Annotated in this window: 23 protein-coding genes and 2 tRNA genes; 14 read left to right on the plus strand and 11 right to left on the minus strand. The window is 73.9% G+C overall.

Annotation, left to right across the window (positions count from 1 at the left end; genetic code table 11):
• The 4 genes from ABZV78_RS10870 to ABZV78_RS10885 all read left to right on the plus strand — a co-directional run.
• The coding region (locus ABZV78_RS10870; RefSeq protein ID WP_355637461.1) for a DUF3566 domain-containing protein at positions 1 to 470 on the plus strand (470 nt) is incomplete at its 5' end.
• A gap of 152 nt (positions 471 to 622) precedes the next feature.
• Positions 623 to 696, plus strand: a tRNA-Ile gene (locus tag ABZV78_RS10875).
• Between the two features lie 43 nt (positions 697 to 739).
• Entirely contained in the window at positions 740 to 868 is a 129-nt protein-coding gene (locus tag ABZV78_RS10880) for a DLW-39 family protein (protein WP_208818042.1), read from the plus strand.
• 45 nt (positions 869 to 913) lie between these two features.
• Positions 914 to 989: transfer RNA gene (locus ABZV78_RS10885), tRNA-Ala, on the plus strand.
• A gap of 55 nt (positions 990 to 1,044) precedes the next feature.
• Here the strand turns inward: ABZV78_RS10885 and ABZV78_RS10890 are convergent.
• Positions 1,045 to 1,245: a hypothetical protein gene (locus ABZV78_RS10890; RefSeq protein WP_355637463.1), complete on the minus strand. Its 201-nt coding sequence runs from the start codon at positions 1,243 to 1,245 to the stop codon at positions 1,045 to 1,047.
• A gap of 1,683 nt (positions 1,246 to 2,928) precedes the next feature.
• Here ABZV78_RS10890 and ABZV78_RS10895 point away from each other — a divergent pair.
• Positions 2,929 to 3,318 (plus strand): hypothetical protein, encoded by a 390-nt coding sequence (locus ABZV78_RS10895; protein ID WP_355637465.1) that lies wholly within the window; start codon positions 2,929 to 2,931, stop codon positions 3,316 to 3,318.
• A 110-nt stretch (positions 3,319 to 3,428) separates the two neighbouring features.
• Here the strand turns inward: ABZV78_RS10895 and ABZV78_RS10900 are convergent, their stop codons facing one another.
• Positions 3,429 to 3,971, minus strand: coding sequence for a GNAT family protein (locus ABZV78_RS10900; protein WP_355637467.1), 543 nt, complete (start codon positions 3,969 to 3,971; stop codon positions 3,429 to 3,431).
• A 143-nt stretch (positions 3,972 to 4,114) separates the two neighbouring features.
• Between ABZV78_RS10900 and ABZV78_RS10905 the strand changes: the two genes are divergently transcribed.
• Positions 4,115 to 4,468 (plus strand): hypothetical protein, encoded by a 354-nt coding sequence (locus tag ABZV78_RS10905; protein WP_355637469.1) that lies wholly within the window; start codon positions 4,115 to 4,117, stop codon positions 4,466 to 4,468.
• Between the two features lie 4 nt (positions 4,469 to 4,472).
• Here ABZV78_RS10905 and ABZV78_RS10910 read toward each other — a convergent pair whose 3' ends face one another.
• Entirely contained in the window at positions 4,473 to 5,063 is a 591-nt protein-coding gene (locus ABZV78_RS10910) for a dienelactone hydrolase family protein (RefSeq protein WP_355637471.1), read from the minus strand.
• A 63-nt stretch (positions 5,064 to 5,126) separates the two neighbouring features.
• Between ABZV78_RS10910 and ABZV78_RS10915 the strand changes: the two genes are divergently transcribed.
• A complete protein-coding gene (locus ABZV78_RS10915; RefSeq protein ID WP_355637473.1) occupies positions 5,127 to 5,726 on the plus strand; it encodes a helix-turn-helix domain-containing protein in 600 nt (199 codons plus the stop codon).
• On the opposite strand, the gene ABZV78_RS10920 is transcribed toward ABZV78_RS10915, so the two are convergent.
• From ABZV78_RS10920 to ABZV78_RS10930, 3 genes are all read right to left on the minus strand, one after another.
• On the minus strand, positions 5,720 to 5,977 hold the full coding sequence (locus tag ABZV78_RS10920; protein ID WP_355637475.1) for a hypothetical protein: 258 nt from the start codon (positions 5,975 to 5,977) through the stop codon (positions 5,720 to 5,722). The two genes, ABZV78_RS10915 and ABZV78_RS10920, sit on opposite strands and share 7 nt — an antisense overlap.
• A gap of 68 nt (positions 5,978 to 6,045) precedes the next feature.
• Positions 6,046 to 6,933: an aminoglycoside phosphotransferase family protein gene (locus tag ABZV78_RS10925; RefSeq protein WP_355637582.1), complete on the minus strand. Its 888-nt coding sequence runs from the start codon at positions 6,931 to 6,933 to the stop codon at positions 6,046 to 6,048.
• Between the two features lie 52 nt (positions 6,934 to 6,985).
• Entirely contained in the window at positions 6,986 to 7,537 is a 552-nt protein-coding gene (locus tag ABZV78_RS10930) for a hypothetical protein (protein ID WP_355637477.1), read from the minus strand.
• Positions 7,538 to 7,611: 74 nt separating this feature from the next.
• Here ABZV78_RS10930 and ABZV78_RS10935 point away from each other — a divergent pair, with 74 nt between their 5' ends.
• Positions 7,612 to 8,559 carry an L-threonylcarbamoyladenylate synthase gene (locus tag ABZV78_RS10935; protein WP_355637584.1) on the plus strand — a complete coding sequence of 316 codons (948 nt, stop codon included), beginning with the start codon at positions 7,612 to 7,614 and terminating at the stop codon, positions 8,557 to 8,559.
• Positions 8,560 to 8,563: 4 nt separating this feature from the next.
• On the opposite strand, the gene ABZV78_RS10940 is transcribed toward ABZV78_RS10935, so the two are convergent.
• Both ABZV78_RS10940 and ABZV78_RS10945 read right to left on the minus strand, forming a co-directional pair.
• Positions 8,564 to 9,022 (minus strand): GNAT family N-acetyltransferase, encoded by a 459-nt coding sequence (locus ABZV78_RS10940; protein WP_355637479.1) that lies wholly within the window; start codon positions 9,020 to 9,022, stop codon positions 8,564 to 8,566.
• Positions 9,023 to 9,063: 41 nt separating this feature from the next.
• Positions 9,064 to 9,384 carry a hypothetical protein gene (locus tag ABZV78_RS10945; RefSeq protein WP_355637481.1) on the minus strand — a complete coding sequence of 107 codons (321 nt, stop codon included), beginning with the start codon at positions 9,382 to 9,384 and terminating at the stop codon, positions 9,064 to 9,066.
• Positions 9,385 to 9,473: 89 nt separating this feature from the next.
• Between ABZV78_RS10945 and ABZV78_RS10950 the strand changes: the two genes are divergently transcribed.
• The gene (locus ABZV78_RS10950; RefSeq protein WP_355637483.1) at positions 9,474 to 9,893 is read left to right on the plus strand and encodes a CBS domain-containing protein; all 420 of its coding nucleotides are present in this window, start codon (positions 9,474 to 9,476) and stop codon (positions 9,891 to 9,893) included.
• A 75-nt stretch (positions 9,894 to 9,968) separates the two neighbouring features.
• On the opposite strand, the gene ABZV78_RS10955 is transcribed toward ABZV78_RS10950, so the two are convergent.
• Positions 9,969 to 10,100, minus strand: coding sequence for a hypothetical protein (locus ABZV78_RS10955; RefSeq protein ID WP_355637485.1), 132 nt, complete (start codon positions 10,098 to 10,100; stop codon positions 9,969 to 9,971).
• Positions 10,090 to 14,595 carry an HAD-IC family P-type ATPase gene (locus ABZV78_RS10960; RefSeq protein ID WP_355637487.1) on the minus strand — a complete coding sequence of 1,502 codons (4,506 nt, stop codon included), beginning with the start codon at positions 14,593 to 14,595 and terminating at the stop codon, positions 10,090 to 10,092. Before ABZV78_RS10960 ends, ABZV78_RS10955 begins: the two co-directional genes overlap by 11 nt.
• A 225-nt stretch (positions 14,596 to 14,820) precedes the next feature.
• Here ABZV78_RS10960 and ABZV78_RS10965 point away from each other — a divergent pair, with 225 nt between their 5' ends.
• The 5 genes from ABZV78_RS10965 (at position 14,821) to ABZV78_RS10985 (ending at position 18,268) form a co-directional block, all read left to right on the plus strand.
• A complete protein-coding gene (locus ABZV78_RS10965; RefSeq protein ID WP_355637489.1) occupies positions 14,821 to 15,081 on the plus strand; it encodes a hypothetical protein in 261 nt (86 codons plus the stop codon).
• Positions 15,082 to 15,136: 55 nt separating this feature from the next.
• Positions 15,137 to 16,519, plus strand: a complete 1,383-nt coding sequence (locus ABZV78_RS10970) for an MFS transporter (RefSeq protein ID WP_355637491.1) — start codon at positions 15,137 to 15,139, stop codon at positions 16,517 to 16,519.
• Positions 16,520 to 16,636: 117 nt separating this feature from the next.
• Positions 16,637 to 17,416 (plus strand): NAD(P)H-binding protein, encoded by a 780-nt coding sequence (locus tag ABZV78_RS10975; protein ID WP_355637493.1) that lies wholly within the window; start codon positions 16,637 to 16,639, stop codon positions 17,414 to 17,416.
• A gap of 37 nt (positions 17,417 to 17,453) precedes the next feature.
• The gene (locus tag ABZV78_RS10980) at positions 17,454 to 17,648 is read left to right on the plus strand and encodes a hypothetical protein (RefSeq protein WP_355637495.1); all 195 of its coding nucleotides are present in this window, start codon (positions 17,454 to 17,456) and stop codon (positions 17,646 to 17,648) included.
• A 71-nt stretch (positions 17,649 to 17,719) separates the two neighbouring features.
• Positions 17,720 to 18,268 (plus strand): YbaK/EbsC family protein, encoded by a 549-nt coding sequence (locus tag ABZV78_RS10985; protein ID WP_355637586.1) that lies wholly within the window; start codon positions 17,720 to 17,722, stop codon positions 18,266 to 18,268.
• Positions 18,269 to 18,304: 36 nt separating this feature from the next.
• Here the strand turns inward: ABZV78_RS10985 and ABZV78_RS10990 are convergent, their stop codons facing one another.
• Positions 18,305 to 18,937, minus strand: a complete 633-nt coding sequence (locus tag ABZV78_RS10990) for a DsbA family oxidoreductase (RefSeq protein WP_355637497.1) — start codon at positions 18,935 to 18,937, stop codon at positions 18,305 to 18,307.
• Positions 18,938 to 18,948: the final 11 nt, after the last annotated feature.

Here is an 18,948-nt window from a genome sequence, read left to right on the forward strand (position 1 = left end):
CGATCCCGCCGGGCATCAGCGGCGCCGCCGCCGTCGGTGCCGCCCGCGTGGGTGAGGCGGTACGCGCCGCGCGTACCTCGGTCACCTCGGCCGCGTCGCGCGGACCGCGCCGGGCCCGGCTGAACCTCAAGCGGATCGACCCCTGGTCCGTGATGAAGTTCGCGTTCGCGGTCTCCGTGGTGCTCTTCATCGTGGTGGTCGTCGCCACCTCGGTGCTCTACCTGGCCCTGGACGCCATGGGCGTGTTCAAGAGCGTCAACGACAGCCTGACCGACCTGGTGAACGCCGGCGGCGGCCAGGGTGGCGGCGGCTTCCGGATCACCGCCAAGGGCGTGATCCTCAGCTCCGCGCTGATCGGCCTGGTCAACGTCGTGCTCTTCACCGCGCTGGCCACCCTGGGCGCGTTCGTCTACAACGTCTGCGCCGACCTGGTCGGCGGGATCGAGTTGACGCTCGCCGAGCGGGACTGAACCCGACGACGACGCCGGGGCACCGCGCAAAAGCGGTCGCCCCGGCGTCGCATGTCCGGGTAGGTTTCATGGTGGCGCGGGTGAGCGCGCCGCCACGGCCCCCCGATTTGGGCGCCACGGCGGCGATGGGTTAACCTTGCTCGTCGCTACGCGGGGCTATAGCTCAGTCGGTTAGAGCGCAGAGCTGATAACTCTGAGGTCGCTGGTTCGATTCCAGCTAGCCCCACCGCACACCGTCCGACGGTAGTCGAGCGCGAGGGGTCAAGCCCATGTTCAAGAAGCTCCTGATCCTGGCCGGCGTCGTCGGCGTCGCCGCCGTCGTGGCCAAGAAGATCAAGGCCTCGAACGACGAGCGCGCCCTCTGGCACGAGGCGACCACCGCGCCCGACCTGCGCTGACCGCGCCTCCTCCGACTAACAGCACCGGGCGACTCCGCCCGCCTCGGGGCCCTAGCTCAACTGGCAGAGCACTGCCTTTGCAAGGCAGGGGTTAGGGGTTCAAGTCCCCTGGGCTCCACCAGCACTTTTCTTGGTTGATCTCGGTCCCGAGTACAGCCATTTGTACAGCCAAGCGGTCACGCTGTCCCCTCCTCGCCCAACACGCGATCGATCGCCGAGGCAGCCTGACGCGCCCGCGCCGGCAGAACGTGTCCGTAGGTGTCGGCCGTCATCCGGATCGTGGAGTGCCCGAGCAGCTCCATCACCGTGCGCAGCTCCTCGCCCTGATCAAGGCGGCCCGCAAAGCGGGCCGCGCCGGCCACATTGAGGGATGACACGATCTGAGAGGACCTCTGGGCTCCGCCCCGAACCCCGGCCCTCCTCAGAGATCCGCCAGGAAACGCCGATGACGCCTTACCCCTGCTGTCGGTGGTTGTTGCCGGCAGACCCCCGCCGTGAGTTATGACCTCGCTGTGTGCTGTGTGGGAGGGCGCGCAGCCCGGGAACGATGCCTTGTCTCAGGAGTTCAAGGCCTTTGGCGCTTAGCGGGCCAGCTATGGCGAGGAGTTCGCCCAGGCCGTGACGAATAGCGTAGTTGCTATCGCCGCCACCAATCCGCCCATGACCACCGCCACACAAGCCCGCTTGGGCGCCTGCCGCGGATCCGCGGCCGCAGCGGATAGAAGAATGAGCGCGGTCGGAACGTGGACGAACGACAGGAGCCAGAAGCCCAGGACCGCCAGGACCAGTATCAGCACCGCACTTGCCAAGCAGGCGTTCCGAAACGGCCGACGGTGCCCAGCGACCAAGGGCATTGCCGCAATCAGGACCGGAAGCCACCACGCCAGCCACCATGCCGGGCCATTGCCCTGCACCACGGTCAAGTAGCCCGCCACGAGGGTCGAGGCCAGCAACCCCGCCCCTACCAAGGTGCGGGGCCACACGTGCACCGCTTCCGCCGCTAGGTCTTGCCTGCTCACAGAAGTCACTGCGTCCTCCGACGGCGCCCGGGGGAGAGAGTTGGCCGATCAGCATGACAGATCCGGACGGCGCGGCGTCCCGCCTACGGCCGGGCGTAGATCTTCCCTGCCCGATATCCCGACGTCGCGGCGACAGCCCGGAGCCGATCAACTGCTCGAAGCGCGGGGATACCGACAACATGCTGGCACGGGCCAGTAGCCGCTGACCTGAGCGGTCACCAGCGGGCAGTAGCGGCTGGCAAGGAGGCTCCCGCAGCTAGGCGTTTCAGGCATTAGGACCGGCTGAGCGCTCTCTTCCAAACTGACGCTCGCCTCTAGGCGAAGTACGCCTCAGCCCGGTTGGCTATGGTGTGCCAACCCCACACTCGGTGGACCGCCCCGACGTGCGACGCATCGGGGTCATCAGCGACCAGGCCGTCCAAATCGAGGGGGCGTATCCCCAGCACCTCACCGCCAGTGTTAGTGATCGCCTCGAACCGCGACTTGGCTTGCTCAAGGACGGGACGACCGGCGATCTGTTCCGAGGTAGGAGACTCCTGACCCAGCCAGTCCATCAGCCCTACGACTACACCAACCCGATCCCTCGGCCCGAAGGCCGGAACGGTCATGACTCGCCCACAAGCGAAGCGCCCGCTCCGCAGCGGTAGAGCCCAGTACTGCCCTGCTCGGAGATGCCGGTTGGATCTCGGTACGAAGGGGTAGCGGCTTGGGTCTGCCATCAGCGCATTATCGCGGTCCAGTACAGCCATCCATACAGCACAAGCCGGCGGACGGACACGGATGACCGGCGGCGCCAACCGACACGATGAGCAGGCCAACGGCAGTAGCCGACGCGGGCCGACAGGTGTCTTGATCTTTGCAAGGCAGGGGTTAGGGGTTCAAGTCCCCTGGGCTCCACCAGCATCTTCCTCGGCTGATTTCGAGTTCCGAGAGCGCACCCGCAGATCATGCTCGGTCCGTTGAAGCATTTGCCGGACGAGCAGCGCCCTGCCCGGCAGGGCGACAGCGCTCTTCAAACTGAAGGTGCTCTACGGTCGCTGCATGAGCGAGGCGGCTTTCATCTTCCCCACCGCGCCACGAGCGGACGTCATCCGCGTCCTGAACGAGCTGGCGGAGCCTCAGCCGGATCAATGGGTGGCAGCCGGGCCGATCTACGTGTGGTTGGTTGACGAGGGCAGCGGCCTGTACCTCGACTGGGAGCCTGACGACGTTGCGAGCCTCGAACAGGCCGTCGGGCGCCGGCCCGCTTGGGGGGTGCAGATCCAGTACCGGCTGTCACGGAGACAGAGCATGGTCGCCCTCGCCCTTTCGCTCCTGCGTCTCGGTGGCATCGCGGTGGATGACTTCTGTAGTCACGCTTGGACAGCGGAGGAGATCGAAGCTGACACGCTGATCTCGGAGGGCAGGTTCGGCGAGCCGCCAGTGCGGTGATGAGCCGGGAGTCGACGCGGCGTTTGCGTGGGACACGAAGGCCTCCTGGTTGGCGGAGCGGTTCCTGGACGGCTCCACTCCAAACCGGAGGCCTTCGTCATCACGTCCATCTAGGCCTTCGAGTCCGGCTTCCAGTCCTGGGCGAGGAGCCCGAGCAGCACCTCGTCCAGGAACTCGCCCATCACCCAGGCCGAGGAGCGCAGCACGCCCTCGCGGACGAAGCCGTTGCGCTCGGCGGAGCGCAGCATCGCGGCGTTGTCCGACAGCGTCTCGATCTGCAGCCGCTGCAGGCCGCGCACCACGAAACCGTAGTGGCACAGCACCGCGACCACGTCGGTGCCGTAGCCCTTGCCGCGGGCGGACGGCCGCAGTCCGAGGCCGATGTGCGCGGACCGGTTGTGGTTGTCGATGCCCCACAGCGTCGCGGTGCCGACCAGTGTGCCGCCGTCCAGCTCCACCACGGAGAACGAGACGCTCCGCTGATCCTTGTCGTCCACCACGAGCCGCGGATCCTCTGAGCCGGGCGTGATCGGCCGCCACGGCTGGCCCCCGGCCCGCGAGGAGTTGACCACGTCGTCGTAGAGCTCGGCCCGCAGGATCGGGATGTCGTCCTCGTGCCGGGCCCTGAGCCCGACCTTGCTGCCCCTAAGCATGCAAGCTTCCTAGCCGATCTGGCTGGCAGGCGGCAAACCGATAAGCGTCGACATGGCTCCCCATTCCCGTGGCTGATTCCCTGGCGCAGGACGGCTCTGCAAACCACGTCGAACTCGAACCGGCCTGCCTCTAGGCTGACGCGATGATCGAAGACCGCCAGCGGGCGTCCCGGCTCAGCGGCTTCTGGGTCTGCCTCGTCGGTGGGGCCTTCTTCGCCTCGTTGCTGGCGGTCCTCCGGCCGATCACCCGCTTCGAGGACTGCCCCAACTACGGCGGCAACGGCAACGCGAGCGCGTTCGGGAACCCCGCCTGGGACTTCTATCTCACGCTGCTGCTGTTCGGTTGGGTGTTCCTGGTCGTCCTGGAGCAGACGCTGTCGGTCACCCGGCGCGGACGCGGTGGCGCCGACGTCGCGTTCCGGGCGGCCGGCGCGATCGCGCTGGCGACGGTGGCGTCGTGCGGTCTCTTCGCCAACGTGGTGGTGCTGTGCCACTGATCGGTCAGCCCAGCCGGTCGAGGAACTCCCGCGAGCGCCGCACCACCAGCGCCGTCGCGCCCGCGTCGTAGGACGGCAGCGAGCTGTCCGTGAACAGGTGTGCCGCGCCCGGGTAGACGAACAGTTCGCCCCGGTCGGGTCCGACGATCCCCACCAGCTCGCGGGCGGCGTCGATGTCGCCCTCCAGGGCGAAGAACGGGTCCTTGTCCATGCCGTGGATCTGCACCGGAACGCCGTCCGGCCACGGGCCGACGGCCCATTCGCCGGTGACCGGCAGGCAGGACTCGTAGAGCAGGGCGCCGCGCGCGCCCGGCCGGGTCTGGGCGAGCCGCTGCGCGGTGGCGGCGCCCCAGGAGCAGCCGGCGTAGACGAGATCCTTCGGCAGGTCGGCCACGATCCGGTCGGCCCGCTCGTCGAGCACCTCGCCGCCGATGCGCTTCGTCAGCGCGGCGCCGTCCTCGATGGTCGCCGGCTGTTCGCCGTCGAACAGGTCGGGGGTGTGCACGGTGTGCCCGCCGGCGCGCAGGTGGTCGGCGAAGGCGCGTACGCCGTCGGTGAGGCCCTGGATGTGGTGGAAGAGAACGATGTCCGCCATCTCTAGACTCCTGTCAACGAACCAGAGTGATCGAATGATCCAGAATTCTAGAACGGTCGAGAAATGTCGGTCAATCAGCAGATCCCGGATTACGACCTCGACGAGATGCTCGTCGTCACCGCACCCGAGCAGTTGCGCGCGCTGGCCGACCCGCTGCGCGGCACCCTCCTGGAGCTGGTCCTGGAGCGGGCCGCCACGGTCAACGAGATGGCCCGCGCGGTCGACCGCCCGAAGAGCAGCGTGGCCTACCACGTGAACCTGCTGGTCGACGCCGGGCTGCTCCGGGTGGTGCGGACCCGACGGGTGCGGGCGATCGAGGAGCGGTTCTACGGCCGGGTGGCCCGCACCTTCTACGTCGGCGTGCTCAACCGGCCGGAGGACAAGCAGGTCGTGGCGCGGATGAACGGGCTCGCCGAGGCCGCCGCCGAGGCCGCCGCGGCCCACGCCGCCGACGAGCTGCGGTGCACGCTCGTCCACGCGCGCATCCCGATCGAGGACGTGCGGACGTTCTGGGCGGAGGTCCAGGCGCTCGTCCGCCGCTTCGCGCAGATCCCTCGCTCCGGCGACCAGGTGTACGGGTTCGCCGCCGGTCTCTACCCCACCGACGCACCCACCCTGCCGGACACGGCGCCCGACCCGACCGACGGGTCCGACGGTCAGTAGTGGTGGGCGGCGTCGTACAGCACGTCGGCGAGGAGTTGCCAGGACGGCTGGGCCGGCCCGGGTCGGCCGGCCCGGCGCTGGAGGCGCGCCCGGTCGCGGAGCTGGGTGGCACACGCCGCCAGGAACTGGTCGAGTTCCAGGTTCACCACGGCGTCCGGGGCCCGGGCCACGTCGTCGGCGAGCCACTGCAGCCAGGTGACCAGGTCGTCGGCGCTCTCGACGCGCTTGCGCGGGCGGTCGTCGTCGGTCATTCGTCCCTCCTCGGGCCCGCCCGTCGTCGGCGGCGCACCACGACCGTTTCTACCCGCGGGCGCGCCGTTCAGCGGGCCTCGGCCAGCACCTCGCGCAGCGCGTGGGAGGTCTGCCGGACGATCCCCGGGTTGGTGTCCCAGTAGTAGGGCAGGGCGATCACCGCCTGGAGCAGTGCCCAGCCCCGGCCGCGCAGCCAGGAGGCGTCGTCCACCTCCAGCTCCGCCCGGAACCGGGCGCGGCTGGAGCCGGTGAAGACGTTCCATGCCGGCTGCAGGTCGCAGGCCGGGTCGCCGACGTTGAGCCCGCCGAAGTCGATGACCGCGGAGAGCCGGCCGTCGACCACCAGCAGGTTGCCGGGCAGCAGGTCGCCGTGCAGCCAGACCCCCGGCCCGTCCCAGGCCGGCGCGTCCAGCGACTCCTGCCAGGCCCGCAGCACCGCGCCGCCGTCGACGCGGTCGCCGAGCCGGCGTACGGCGTCGCGGACTCCTTCGTCGAGTTCGGCGAGGTCGGCGCCCCGGGCACGCGGCGGCCGGGGGTACGCGCCAGAGGTGTCGATCCGCCGCAGCGCCGCGACGAAGGCGGCCAGGTCGACCGCCGCGCGGTCCAGGTCGTCGAGGCCGGCGTTGGCGTTCTCACCCGGCAGCCACTCGTAGACCGACCAGTCGAAGGGGTAGCCCTCGGCGGGGCGGCCCATGGCCACCGGCACGGGCAGGGCGAGCGGCAGGCGCGGGGCGAGCCACGGCAGCCACTCGGCCTCCCGGGCCGCCTGCTTCGTGGCCCAGCCGATCCGGGGCAGCCGCACCGCCAGGTCGTCGCCGAGCCGGTAGACGTCATGGTCCGTCCCGTACGAGGGGACGAGGTGCAGCGGCCGGTCGGCCCAGCGCGGGAACTGCCCGGCGAGCAGTCGGCGGACCAGGTCGTCGTCGGTCCGCACCTCGTCGGCGTGCATCCTCATCCGGCTCACGGCGACCATCCTGGTCGGGCCCCGGCGCGGGCCGCAAACGAGTTCAGTCCGCCCGGCGGCGCCAGGTCAGCGTCATGCCGAGGATCACCAGGCCCGCCGGCAGGGCCGCCACCAGCAGTCCCCGCCACAGTGCCAGCTGAAGGCGCAGGGCGAGCCGGCGGTCGGGTTCCCGGGTCACCGCGTACTGCTGGCCGGGGGCGTCGGGGTCGAGCCGGCAGGTGAGGCGGTAGCTGCCGGCGGCCGGGGCGGCGAAGGTCGACGCCCAGGTCCAGGTCGTGTCGTCGGTGGCCACCTCGGTCCACTCGACCACGTGCCCGGGCTCGTCCGCCGGCACCGGCCGCCCGTCCGGGCCGGTCACCCGGCACCGGTCGCGGTCGGGGGCGCTGGTCGGCCGGGTGGCCCAGACGGCGTACCGGCCGGGGTTGAGGTCGACGGTGAGGTCGTCGTAGCGGGGGCCGGCGAGGCGGAGCGGGAGGGGCGTGGGCTCGGCGTGCGGCGAGAGGGCCCGTTGGACGGCCGGCACGGCGGTCAGCAGGCCCAGACAGCCGACCAGCACGAGGACGCCGGCCACCGCGAGCGCCAGCCGCCTGCCCATGGAGGCAGGGTAGTGCCGGGCCGCCGCCCCCCGCAGGCTAGCGTCGGTGCGTGAGCACCGGATCCCCGCGCGTCCTGCCGGCTGGCAGCGGCATCGCCGAGGCCGCCGCCGTCCTGCGCTCCGGCGGGCTGGTCGCCTTCCCCACCGAGACCGTCTACGGGCTGGGCGCGAACGCGCTGGACGCCCGGGCGGCGGCCCGGATCTTCGAGGCGAAGGCCCGCCCGAGCTTCGACCCGCTGATCAGCCACCTGGCCGATGCCGCCGACCTGCCCGGCCTGGTCGGCGCGGTGCCGCCGGCGGTGGCCGCGCTGGTCGAGCGCTTCTGGCCCGGCCCGCTCACCCTGATCGTGGACCGGCCGGCGGTGATCCCGCCGATCGTCACGTCCGGCCTGGACACCATGGCGGTCCGGGTGCCGGACGAGCCGTCCGCGCGGGCGTTGATCGCCGCCGCCGGGGTGCCGGTGGCCGCGCCCAGCGCCAACCGGTTCGGGCAGCTGAGCCCGACCCGCGCCGAGCACGTGGTGGCCGGGCTGGGTGGCGCCGTGGACGTGGTGCTCGACGGCGGGCCGACCCGGTGCGGGATCGAGTCGACCATCGTGGACGCCCGGGGCGAGCGGCCGGTGGTGCTCCGGCTGGGCGCGCTGCCGGTGGAGGCGCTGGTCGAGGCGGTCGGACCGGTCGAGGTGCGCCCGGGCAGCTCGGGGCAGCCGGTGGCGCCCGGGACGCTGGCCGCGCACTACGCCCCGCGTACCCCGTTGCGGTTGGGCGCGGCGGCCGAGGGGGACGGCGGCCGGCGGGGGTTCCTGGCCTTCCGGGAGCCGCCGGCGCGGGGTGACTGGGCGGCGGTGGAGGTGCTGTCGCCCGAGGGTGACCTGACCGCGGCGGCCGCGCGGCTCTTCGACGCCCTGCACCGGCTCGACGCGACCGGGGTGACCGAGATCGTCGCCGAGCCGGTCCCCGAGGTCGGCGTGGGCCGGGCGATCAACGACCGGCTGCGGCGGGCCGCCGCCACCTGGCACTGACCCGTCAGAGGGCCAGTTCGCCGACCACCTGGTCGCCGCTCAGCTCGCCGGTGAGCCGGAAGCCGAGGCGGCCGTAGAAGCGTTCCGGGCCGTGCGGGCCGGGTGCCCAGGTGACGAACATCTGGTCCGTGCCCCGGCGGCGCAACTCGTCGGCGAGCGCCGCCACGGCGAACCGCCCGTAGCCCCGGCCCTGCTGGTCCGCGGCGATGTTCAGCCGCCACAGGCCGGACCGGACGTCGGTCGGATCGTGACGCCACCGGATGTCGAGGAAGCCCATCAGGAAGCCCACCGGCCGGTCGTCGTCGACGATCAGCCGGGGCCAGGCGACCGCCGGCTGGGCGTACGCCTCGGCGAGCGACCGGGCGACCGGCGCGACCAGCCCCTCCTGGTCGGGACGGACGGCGATCGCGCAGGCGGCCAGGACGTTGTCCGGGGTGATCTGCTCCAGGCGAGGTGACGGCACGGCGGCACCCTAGCCGCCGTGCCGGTCCTCGATCGACCGCTTTACGTCTGCTGTTGCGTCACGTCCAGGTTGACGTACCGGGGTTCGCCGCTGGCGAGTTGGCGGATGCGCTCGGCGTACGCGCCGGTCTGGGGGCGGCCGCTGTGCGCCATGGCCTGCTCGTAGCTGTCGAACTCGGCGACGATGACGTAGTGGCCGGGCCGCTCCCGGTCCTCCGCGAAGGTCACCCGGGCGGGCCCGGGGGACGGGTGCTCGCGTGTCCACTCCTCGTTGAGTCGGCGTACTTCGTCGGGGCGGTCCGTCTGGTACTCCATGATCTGCACGAACGACATCTCGATCACCTCCACCGCGGGTGTTCCCACCGGCCGGCCGTGCATGTCGTCGGCATGGCTCCGGCTGGCGGGGGTAGGAGGTACGGGTAACAACCCCCCGAAAGTGAGGTGTCATGCCAATGCCGACCGCACGCGAAATCATGACCAGCAACGTGAGCTGTGTCCGGGAGCAGGACGACCTCCGGACCGCCGCCCGACGGATGGCCGAGCTCGGGGTGGGCTCGCTGCCGATCTGCGGCGACGACAACCGCCTCAAGGGCATGGTGACCGACCGGGACATCGTGGTGAAGGTGCTGGCCCAGGGCAAGGATCCGGCCGCCGTGACCGCCGGTGAGCTGGCCCAGGGCGAGGCCGTGACCATCGGCGCGGACGACGACGCGGCCGAGATCCTGCGGACCATGGGCGAGCACAAGGTACGCCGGCTCCCGGTGATCGACGGGCACGAGCTCGTCGGCATCGTGGCCGTCGCCGACGTGGCCCGCTCGCTGCCGGAACGCCCCGTGGGCGACCTCATCGAGGCGATCTCCGAGCGCTCCTGACCGCGACCGGAACACCGCTCGCCGCCCCTCCGGCCCGCGCCGGTCGGGGCGGCGAGCCGCGTCAGGGGCAGCGGCTCAGGGTGTCAGCGGCACGGTCTCGCCCCGGTGGATGGTGCGTACCTGCCGGATGAAGCCGCGCCGCCGGGCCTCCTCGACGAAGTGCCGCAGCGGAGAGCGGAAGCCGATGAAGGTCACCTCAGGCGTCATGCCCCTCGCCGTACCCCTGAGCGGGCTCGCCGTGCGGGCGGAGGCCGGGCTGCGGAAGGCGGTCGACCAGCCGGGTCAGCGCGCCGTTGGCGAAGGTGGCGCCGAGCGCGGAGCCGGCGGCGATGCTCCAGCCCACCGGGCCGAGGGGGGTGCAGCCGAAGAACTGGCTGACCCCGGGCGTCTGCACCACGGCGACCAGGACGCCGATCGAGGCGGCGGTGGAGGCCAGCACGGCGGGGCTGGTGCCGCCGGCCAGCACGGTCTGGCCGAGCTGGGTGCCGACCAGCGAGGCGAGCGCGACCGTGGCGGCCCGGCGCTCCCGGCCGGTCCACCGGGCGAGTGTCCAGCCGGCGGTCGCACCCAGCGTGGTGGCACCGGCCCGGAGCGCGATCTCCCGGGTCAGCGTCTCGCCCAGCGAGGTGTCCGGTCCCTCCCGCAGCAGGTGGTCGGCCCGGTCGGAGGCGGGCGGGCGGACCGCGATGGCCAGCGCCGGCGCCAGGTCGGTGAGCAGGTTGACCAGGAGCAGTTGCCGGCCGGTGAGCGCCGACCGGCCGGTGCCGGCGGCGGTCAGCACGCTGAACGCGATCTCGCCGAGGTTGCCGCCGACCAGGATGCTCAGCGCGTGGCGGACCGACGACCACATGGCCCGCCCCTCCACCAGGGTGGCGATGATCGTCTCGAGCCGGTCGTCGGTGACCACCAGGTCGGCGGCGGCGCGGGCCGCCGGGGTGCCGCGCTGGCCGAGCGCGATGCCCACGTCGGCGAGCCGGATCGCCGGGGCGTCGTTGGCGCCGTCGCCGGTCATCGCCACCGTCCGGCCCCGGCGTTGCAGCGCCTGGATGATCCGCACCTTGTGCGCCGGGGTGCAGCGGGCCACCACGTCGGTGGCCATGATCCGCTCGGCGAGGGACTCGTCGTCGAGCCGGTCCAGCTCGGTGGCGGTGACCACCCGCTGCTCCCCGTGGTCGGGGCTGATGGTGGCGGCGATCGCCTCGGCGGTGGCCGGGTGGTCTCCGGTGATCATGACGGTGTGCACACCGGCCTGCCGGATCCGCCGCACCGCGGGCGCGGCGCTGTCCCGCACCCCGTCGGCGATCGCCAGGAAGCCGACGAAGACCAGCCCGTCGACCTGCTCGTCGGTCACCGACTCGGCGCCCACCGGGCACTCGGCCACGGCCAGGACGCGGTGCCCGGCCCCGGCCCGCTCGGCGAGCATCGCGTGCAGCGCGTCCCGGCCGGCCGGGTCCAGCGGCGTGTCGCCCCGGGCGGTCCGCGTCGCCGCGCACCGCGGCAGCACCGACTCGGGCGCGCCCTTCACGCTGAGCAGCAGCCCGTCGGCGGTGCGGCCGACCGTGGCGTGGTAGCCCCGGGACGGCTCGAACGGCAGCCCGCCCACCGCGGCCCAGTCCGGCGCGCCGGTCTGCTCGACCACGCCGGCGGTGCCCGCGCCGCGGCGTACCGCCCGGTCGGTCTGCTGGGGCAGCTCGTCCGGGTCGGCCGCCGCGGGGGTGGCCCGCAGCGCCGCGGCCAGGGTCAGCCGGAGCGGGCCGTCCAGCTGGTCCGGCGGGGAGTACCGGTCGTCGCCGCCGCCCACCCCGGCCAGCAGCAGCTTCCCCTCGGTGAGGGTGCCGGTCTTGTCGAAGCAGAGCACGTCGACCCGGCCCAGCGCCTCGATGGTCCGCGGGTTGCGGACCAGCGCGCCGTGCTCGGCCAGCCGCCGCGCCGCCGCCAGCTGCGCGGCGCTGACCAGGAACGGCAGCCCCTCGGGCACCGAGGCCACGGCCAGGTTCGCGGCGGTCGCCGCCGTCTCCACCAGAGGTACGCCCCGGAGCAGCCCCGCCCCGGCCACCGCGATCGCCGAACCCGCGGCCAGCGGCACGGCGGCGTTGGTCAGCTTTCCGAGCCGGCTCTCCACCCCGCTGGCCGGGGGCGCCTGCCGGGCCAGGGCGAGACTCCGTCCCGCCTCGGTCTCCTCGCCGGTGGCCACGACCACGGCGGTGCCGTGCCCGGCGGCGACCGTGGTGCCCTCGTAGAGCATCGAGTGCCGTTCGGCGACCGCCGCGGCCACGACCGGCTCGGCGGTCTTGCCGACCGGCAGCGACTCGCCGGTCAGCGACGACTCGTCGGCCTCCAACCCGTCGCTGGTCAGCACCCGGCAGTCGGCCGGGATGGCGTCGCCCGGCCCCACCGCGACCACGTCCCCGGCCACCAGTTCCTCCGCGGCCACCACCTGCTCCGCGCCGTCGCGCAGCACCCGGGCGGTCACCGCCGAGCGGGACAGCAGCGCCGCCAGCGAGCGCTCGGTGTTGCGCTGGTGCACCGCGCCGATCAGCGCCGAGCCGCCCACCACCCCGCCGACCAGCGCGGCGTCGACCAGCGAGCCGAACGTGGCGGAGAGCACCGCCCCGGCGGCGAGCACCGGGGTGAGCGGGTTGGACAGCTCGTCCGCGAACGCGCGGAGCAACCCGGCCGGGCCGTGCCCGTCCGCGGCCACGGCGCGTCGGCGGCGGGTCACCTCCTCCCCGGTCAGCCCTTCGGCGTGGCTGCCGAGCTGGTCGAGGACGGTCTCCACCGGCATGAGGTGCCAGGCGGTGAGCGCGGGCGCCGGCGTACGGGTGCGGTCCGGCAGCCGCTGGGCCCGCCAGACGCCGTGCGCGAAGGCGAGCGCGGCGGCCCCGTTCACCGCGGCGAGGGTCCGCACGGGCAGCCGCTCCCGGTCGGCGGTGAACGCGCCGAGCGCTCCCAGCCCGGTACCGGCCATCGCGATCCGGATGTTCTGCGTGGTCATCCGCCGGGCCACCCCGGTCGCGTCGATGAGCAGCGCGGGGACCCGCAGGTCGTCGCCGACCAGCAGGTGCGCGCCCCAGGGCGGCAGGTCCTCCGGGGCGGAGACGCCCAGCCCGCAGTCGGCGGCGCCGAGCGCGGCCCGGTCGCCGGAGACCACCAGCACCGCGGCGCCCTCGCGTTGCAGGTCGCGGACCGAGTCGGCGAGCCGGGGACCGCCGGGCACCAGGGCGTCGGCGAAGTCGTACCGGCCGTCGTCGTCGCCGGCGACCACGAGCCGCAGGCCGGCGTGGCGGGTGGCGGTCGCCAGGGCCTCCACCCCGGGGACGGGCTCCGGCTCGACCCGCAGCACGGCGGCGAGCCGCCTGCCCTCGGCCAGCCCGAGCAGCCGGCCACCGTCCGCGCGCAGCCTCGTGCTGTCCGGGGTGTCCCCGGGGTTCGCCACGTCCATCCGGTCCAGCGGCCCGAGCCGCCAGCCGTCGGCGTTCCGGACGGCCTCCGGGGCGGCCGGGTCGAACAGCGCGAACGCCCGGGCGGCCACCTGGCCGGTGTCCGCACCGGAGAGCGGCGCGAGGTCGGCCAGCACACCCCGGTCGGAGCCGAGCACGGCGGCGTCCAGCAGCACCGTGTCGATCCGGTCCAGCTCGCGCAGCACCCGGCGGTCCATGGCGATGACGCCGCGCCGGGCGAGCATCCGGCCGAGTTGGGCGGCGTACCCCTCCCGGCCGCTGCCCGGGGCCTTGGGCAGCGACGACAGGGCCAGCGCGGCGGCCCGCTTCCCGCCGGCCACCGGCAATGCCGCCGCACCGGCGGCCGCGCCGGCGGCGAGCGCCCGGCTCACGTAGCGCTCGGCCGGGCCGTTCGGTTTGGGGCAGGGCCGCTCGCCGGCCGGCACCCGGGCGACCGCGCGGTCCGGTTCGCCGGTCAGCCTCGGCTCCGCCTTCGCCCAGGCGGCGAGCTGGGCCCGCGCCTCGCCCCACTGCACCACCCGCTGCGCGCCGTCGAGCACGATGCCGGCCCAGCCGCCGGTGAGGCCCTGGACCACCGCCTCAGCGAGCGGGAACAGGAGGTCGGCGCGGGGATCGGCGCGCAGCCCCCGGTCGGCGAGCGCGTGCAGCTTCGGGTGCAGGTCGACCGCGGCGAGGAAGCCGGCCACCTCGCCGGGGACCGGGGCGAACGGCAGGATCCGGGTGGCCGCCGAGATGGTCAGGCCGAGCGCGTCCGAGGCCAGCGCGCCCAGGGTGCGGGGAGTGCGCGGCCCCTCCTCGGGCGGATGCGGCGGCGGGATCTCCGGGTCCGGCTCGTGCGGGCACCTCCGCTCGGTCCGCGCCACGGTGGCGATCAGGTCGCGCAGCTTCGGCTTCGGCTCCTCGACCGCCACGACCACCCGGCCCGACGGCGCGTTGACCCGGGCCCAGGCCACCCCGGGTTGCGCCTCCAGCGCCGCCTCGACCTGCCGGGCCAGCCGGTCCCCGCCGTCCTGGCAGACGCCGTGCACCTCGATGTGGTGGCGGCCGTCGCGCGACCAGACCCGTCGCCGGGTCAGCCCGGCGAGGCGGGCCACCCGGGTCGCCGCCGCGCCCACGCTCCCCGCCGCGTCGGCGACGCTGTCCGGCACGGCGGTGGCGACGGTACGCGCGACCCGGGCCACCGCGTCGGGCACGGCGGCCGGCGACAGCAGGAGGCCGGCGACGCGGCCCAGCGAGGTCATCGAGGCGTACGGCCGGGCTGCCGGCCCCGCTTTCCGGTGCTCCCGCCGCAACAGCCGTACGCCATTTCGCCTCCCGTACCTGGTCCCGGCGGCCCGACTTCCCGGCGCAGCGTCCGTTATGCCCCTCGGGCGGGGGAAGTTTCCGCACTGCCCGGGGCATGGACGGGGATGCCGGTGGAATGCCGCTTGGACAGCGATGTCGTCGTCGGAACCGGGGAGGCGCGGATGAGCACGCTGACACGAAACCTCAACGGGTCGCGGGAAATGATCAAGACGTACTGCCGGCGGGTGGAGATCCCGATGCTGGGCGAGGTGGCCGTGCCACCGCCGGACAAGCTGACCTACTACGCGGGGCTGGGCGTGCTCGCCGCGCTCCAGGTCATCGAGTGGCCGCTGGCCCTGGTCATCACCGCCGGGCACCTCCTGGCCGACCAGCACTACTCGGGACTGGTGAAGGGGGTGGGTGAGGCGCTGGAGTCGGCCTGACGAGACGCGGCTCACCGTTGACCTCAATCCCGGTTGAGGTCAGAGGCTTGAGCCCATGTCGACCGCCACCGCCGCAGCGCCGGCCCCGCCCACACACCTCTGGTCGCCGCGGCTGCGGGCGATGACCGTGGGCAGCGTCGCCCTGGTGTCGCTGCTCGCCTTCGAGGCCCTCGCGGTGGGTACCGCCATGCCGACGGTCGCCCGCACGCTGGACGGGCTCGGGCTCTACGCGCTCGCCTTCGGCGGCCCGTTCGCCTCCGGGGTGGTGGCCATGGTCGCCTCCGGCATCTGGTGCGACGCCCGGGGGCCGCGCCCGGCCATGTGGCACGGGGTGGCCTGGTTCGTGGCCGGCCTGGTGGTGGCGGGCGCCGCGCCCACCATGGAGGTACTGGTCGTCGGGCGGGTCGTGCAGGGTTTCGGCTCCGGGCTGCTCTCCGTCGCCCTCTACGTGATCGTCGGGCAGGCGTACCCGGAGGACCTGCGGCGGCGGGTGTTCGCCGCGTTCGCCGCCGCCTGGGTGGTCCCGTCGCTGGTCGGTCCGGCGCTGGCCGGGCTGATCGTCGAGCACCTGGGCTGGCGCTGGGTGTTCCTCGCGGTGCCGGCGGTCGCGGTGCCGGCGGTGCTGCTGGTCCAGCCCGGCCTGCGGGCGTTGGACGCGGCCGTGCCGACCCGGCCGCCGGTCGGCGCGCTGGCCCGGATCGGCTGGGCCTGCGGGGCGGGGGCGAGCGCCGCACTGCTGCACTACGGGGGGCAGCAGCGCGGCGCACTCGCCGCCGGGTTGATCGCCGCGGCGCTGGTCGGGCTGCTGTTCTGCGTACCGCGGCTGCTGCCCGCCGGGTTCCTGCGGGCCGCGCGGGGGCTGCCGACGGTGATCGGCCTGCGCGGCCTGGCCTCGGCGGCGTTCGCCGGGGCGGAGGTGGTGATCCCGCTGATGCTGTCCCGGGAGCGGGGCTTCTCGCCGACCGCGGCGGGGCTGGTGCTGACCGTCGGCGCGCTCTCCTGGTCGGTGGGCTCCTGGATCCAGGGCCGGATCGCCGCGCCGCGGTCCGCCGCCACCCTGCCGCGGACCGGGCTGACCTGCATCGCCGTCGGCACGGCCGGCGTCGCGCTGGCCCTCCTGCCGGCCCTGCCGGTGGCGCTCGCGGTGCTGGCCTGGGCTGTCGCCGGCCTTGGCATGGGGCTGCTCTACCCGTCCCTGTCGGTGCTCACCCTGGACCTGTCCGCCCCCGCCGAGCAGGGCCGGAACAGCTCGGCGCTGCAACTGGGCGACTCGCTCTCCGCCGCCACCGTGCTGGCGCTGACCGGGGCCGTGCTGGCCGCCGGCTCGGCGCCCGGCCGGGCGAGCTACGCGACGACGCTGGCCGTGGCGGCCGGCTGCGGGCTGCTGGGGGTGCTGCTCGCCGGCCGCGTGGTGCGCCGGCCGGCCGCGACCGCCTGACCACCGGATCCGCCCGCGCCGCCTGGCCCGGAACCGCAGGATCGGGGCACGGAAGGCCGGGCGTCACGATCCGGCCGGCCGGCCCGTCCGGTGGACGGACGCGGGAGAGGAGCGGCGATGCGGGTGCTGGTGACCGGGGCGACCGGACGGCTCGGGCGGGTGGCGCTGCCCCGGCTGTGCGACGAGGGGCATGTCGTCCGCGCGGTGAGCCGCCGGGCCCGTAGCGACGCCGGAGTGGAGTGGGTGGCGGCCGACCTGGCCACCGGCGAAGGGCTGGCCGCGGCGGTCGACGGGGTCGAGGCGGTGCTCCACCTGGCCACCTCGCCGAACCGGCGGACCCACGAGATCGACGTGCTGGGCACCCGCCGGCTGGTGCTGGCCGCCGGGCACGCCGGGGTCGGCCACCTGGTGTACGTCTCGATCGTCGGCGTCGACCGGGTGCCGCTCGGCTACTACCGGCACAAGCTCGCCGCCGAGCAGGTGGTGGCCGCCGGGCCGGTGCCGTGGAGCGTGCTGCGGGCCACCCAGTTCCCGGAGTTCCTGGAGGAGCTGCTGCGGGCCGCGAGCCGGTTCGGCCCGGTGCTCGGGGACCGGGCGGTGCTCGCCCAGCCGGTCGACCCCGAGGAGGTGGCGGGCCGGCTCGCCGCGATGCTGGCCGCCGGCCCGTCGGGCCGGATCGAGGAGTTCGGTGGCCCGGAGGTGCTCCGCTACGACGAGGCGGTCCGCGCCTGGCGGCAGGTCCGGCGGTCGCGGCGTCCACTGCTGCCGGTGCGGATCCCGGGTCGGCTCGGCCGCGAGTTGCGCGCCGGCGGGCTCACCACGACCGCCACCCCGACCGGCGCCCGGACCTGGGCCGACCACCTCGCCGACACGTACGGGGGAACCGGCCGGAGATGAAACCTCTTGCGGTTCCGGGCCGCCCTACCGTGGCCGCATGCTGGTCTTCCTCACCACCGTGATCCTGTACGTCTTCGGCTTCGTCTTCCTCTACGGCGTGATCCGGCTCGGGGTCCGGCACGGCATCGAGGACGTGGAGACCCACCGCGCCGAGCAGGTGCGGGCCGAGGAGTTGGCGGTCCACCAGGACCGGACGTTCGCCCGCGAGAACGCGTTCCTCACCGGCAGCTGACGTCCGGCATCCGGGCCGGTCGGGACGTCGGTGAGCGGTGTCGCCCGGCGGGTGCGAGGATCGCACCCGTGATGGGGACGCTGAAGACCGAGCCCGCCCGTACCCGACTGGACCTGCTGGCGGCGCCGGTCGCCGCGGCGATCGAGCGGTGGCCGGACGAGGCGCCGGTGGACGTGGACGACGTGCTGGTCGCCCCGATCGACGCCGAGTTGGCCGACACGGCGGCGTTCTGCGCGGCGTACGAGGTGGGGCTGGAGGAGTCGGCCAACTGCGTGGTGGTCGCCGGCAAGCGGGGCGGCGAGACCCGGTACGCGGCCTGCATCGTGCTCGCCACCACCCGGGCCGACGTGAACGGCGTGGTCCGCCGGCTGCTCGACGTGCGCAAGGCGAGCTTCGCGCCGATGGCCGACGCGGTGGAGCTGACCGGGATGGAGTACGGCGGGATCACCCCGATCGGGCTTCCCGAGGACTGGCCGATCCTGGTCGACTCGCGGGTGATCGCCACGCCGCACGTGATCATCGGATCCGGCGTACGGCACAGCAAGATCGCGTTGCCCGGGCCGGCGCTCGGCGCGCTGCCCGGGGCAACGGTGGTGGAGGACCTGGCCCGGCCGGCCTAGGCCATCACTCGCATCGATCTTGTTCCACGTGAAACATCAGGCGGCCGCCTCGCGCTGCGCCACCTCGTGGAGGGCGGCGAGCAGGGTCTCCGGCTCCTGGGCGCCGGTCACGGCGTACTTCCCGGCCAGCACGAAGGTCGGCACGCTGGAGACGCCGAGCTGGTGGGCGGCGCTCAGGTCGGCGGCCACCTCGCGGCGGCCGAGGTTCGACTCCAGATACTCGCGGGCCTCGGTCTCGTCCAGGCCCACCTCGGCGGCCAGCTCGACCAGCGCGTCGGTCGACCCGACGTCGATCCCGTCCTGGAAGTGCGCCCGGTAGAGGCGCTCGACCAGCTCGGCGGCCCGGCCCCGCTCGGTGGCGAACCGGACCAGCCGGTGCGCCTCGAAGGTGTTCGCGGCCACCGCGCGGTCGAAGTGCATGTCGATCCCCGCGCCCTTGGCGACCTGGGTGACGTGAGCGGCCATGCCCTCGGCCTTGTCCCGGCCGCCGAACTTCGCGCCCAGCGCCTCGATCAGCGGTCGCGGCTCGGTCACCGGCGTCGGGTCGAGCTGGAACGGCCGGTACCGGACGGTCACCTCGCCGTCGTAGCTCGCCAGGGCCTGCTCCAGCCGGCGCTTGCCGATCCAGCACCAGGGGCAGACGACGTCGGCGTAGATCTCGATCTCCATGACCAGCGACA

Origin of the sequence: Micromonospora sp. NPDC004540 (genome assembly GCF_040610095.1) — a bacterium.
GTDB lineage: Bacteria > Actinomycetota > Actinomycetes > Mycobacteriales > Micromonosporaceae > Micromonospora.

Bases quoted from the DNA above. Each gene is read 5' to 3' on its own strand.
- ABZV78_RS10965 (WP_355637489.1), top strand. From the start codon at position 14,821: ATGAGCACGCTGACACGAAACCTCAACGGGTCGCGGGAAATGATCAAG.
- ABZV78_RS10930 (WP_355637477.1), bottom strand. From the start codon at position 7,537: ATGGGCAGGCGGCTGGCGCTCGCGGTGGCCGGCGTCCTCGTGCTGGTC.
- ABZV78_RS10895 (WP_355637465.1), top strand. From the start codon at position 2,929: ATGAGCGAGGCGGCTTTCATCTTCCCCACCGCGCCACGAGCGGACGTC.
- ABZV78_RS10955 (WP_355637485.1), bottom strand. From the start codon at position 10,100: ATGACGCCTGAGGTGACCTTCATCGGCTTCCGCTCTCCGCTGCGGCAC.
- ABZV78_RS10985 (WP_355637586.1), top strand. From the start codon at position 17,720: ATGGGGACGCTGAAGACCGAGCCCGCCCGTACCCGACTGGACCTGCTG.
- ABZV78_RS10905 (WP_355637469.1), top strand. From the start codon at position 4,115: ATGATCGAAGACCGCCAGCGGGCGTCCCGGCTCAGCGGCTTCTGGGTC.
- ABZV78_RS10960 (WP_355637487.1), bottom strand. From the start codon at position 14,595: ATGACCTCGCTGGGCCGCGTCGCCGGCCTCCTGCTGTCGCCGGCCGCC.
- ABZV78_RS10990 (WP_355637497.1), bottom strand. From the start codon at position 18,937: ATGGAGATCGAGATCTACGCCGACGTCGTCTGCCCCTGGTGCTGGATC.
- ABZV78_RS10975 (WP_355637493.1), top strand. From the start codon at position 16,637: ATGCGGGTGCTGGTGACCGGGGCGACCGGACGGCTCGGGCGGGTGGCG.
- ABZV78_RS10920 (WP_355637475.1), bottom strand. From the start codon at position 5,977: ATGACCGACGACGACCGCCCGCGCAAGCGCGTCGAGAGCGCCGACGAC.
- ABZV78_RS10900 (WP_355637467.1), bottom strand. From the start codon at position 3,971: ATGCTTAGGGGCAGCAAGGTCGGGCTCAGGGCCCGGCACGAGGACGAC.
- ABZV78_RS10910 (WP_355637471.1), bottom strand. From the start codon at position 5,063: ATGGCGGACATCGTTCTCTTCCACCACATCCAGGGCCTCACCGACGGC.
- ABZV78_RS10915 (WP_355637473.1), top strand. From the start codon at position 5,127: ATGTCGGTCAATCAGCAGATCCCGGATTACGACCTCGACGAGATGCTC.
- ABZV78_RS10980 (WP_355637495.1), top strand. From the start codon at position 17,454: ATGCTGGTCTTCCTCACCACCGTGATCCTGTACGTCTTCGGCTTCGTC.
- ABZV78_RS10950 (WP_355637483.1), top strand. From the start codon at position 9,474: ATGCCGACCGCACGCGAAATCATGACCAGCAACGTGAGCTGTGTCCGG.
- ABZV78_RS10970 (WP_355637491.1), top strand. From the start codon at position 15,137: ATGTCGACCGCCACCGCCGCAGCGCCGGCCCCGCCCACACACCTCTGG.
- ABZV78_RS10880 (WP_208818042.1), top strand. From the start codon at position 740: ATGTTCAAGAAGCTCCTGATCCTGGCCGGCGTCGTCGGCGTCGCCGCC.
- ABZV78_RS10925 (WP_355637582.1), bottom strand. From the start codon at position 6,933: ATGAGGATGCACGCCGACGAGGTGCGGACCGACGACGACCTGGTCCGC.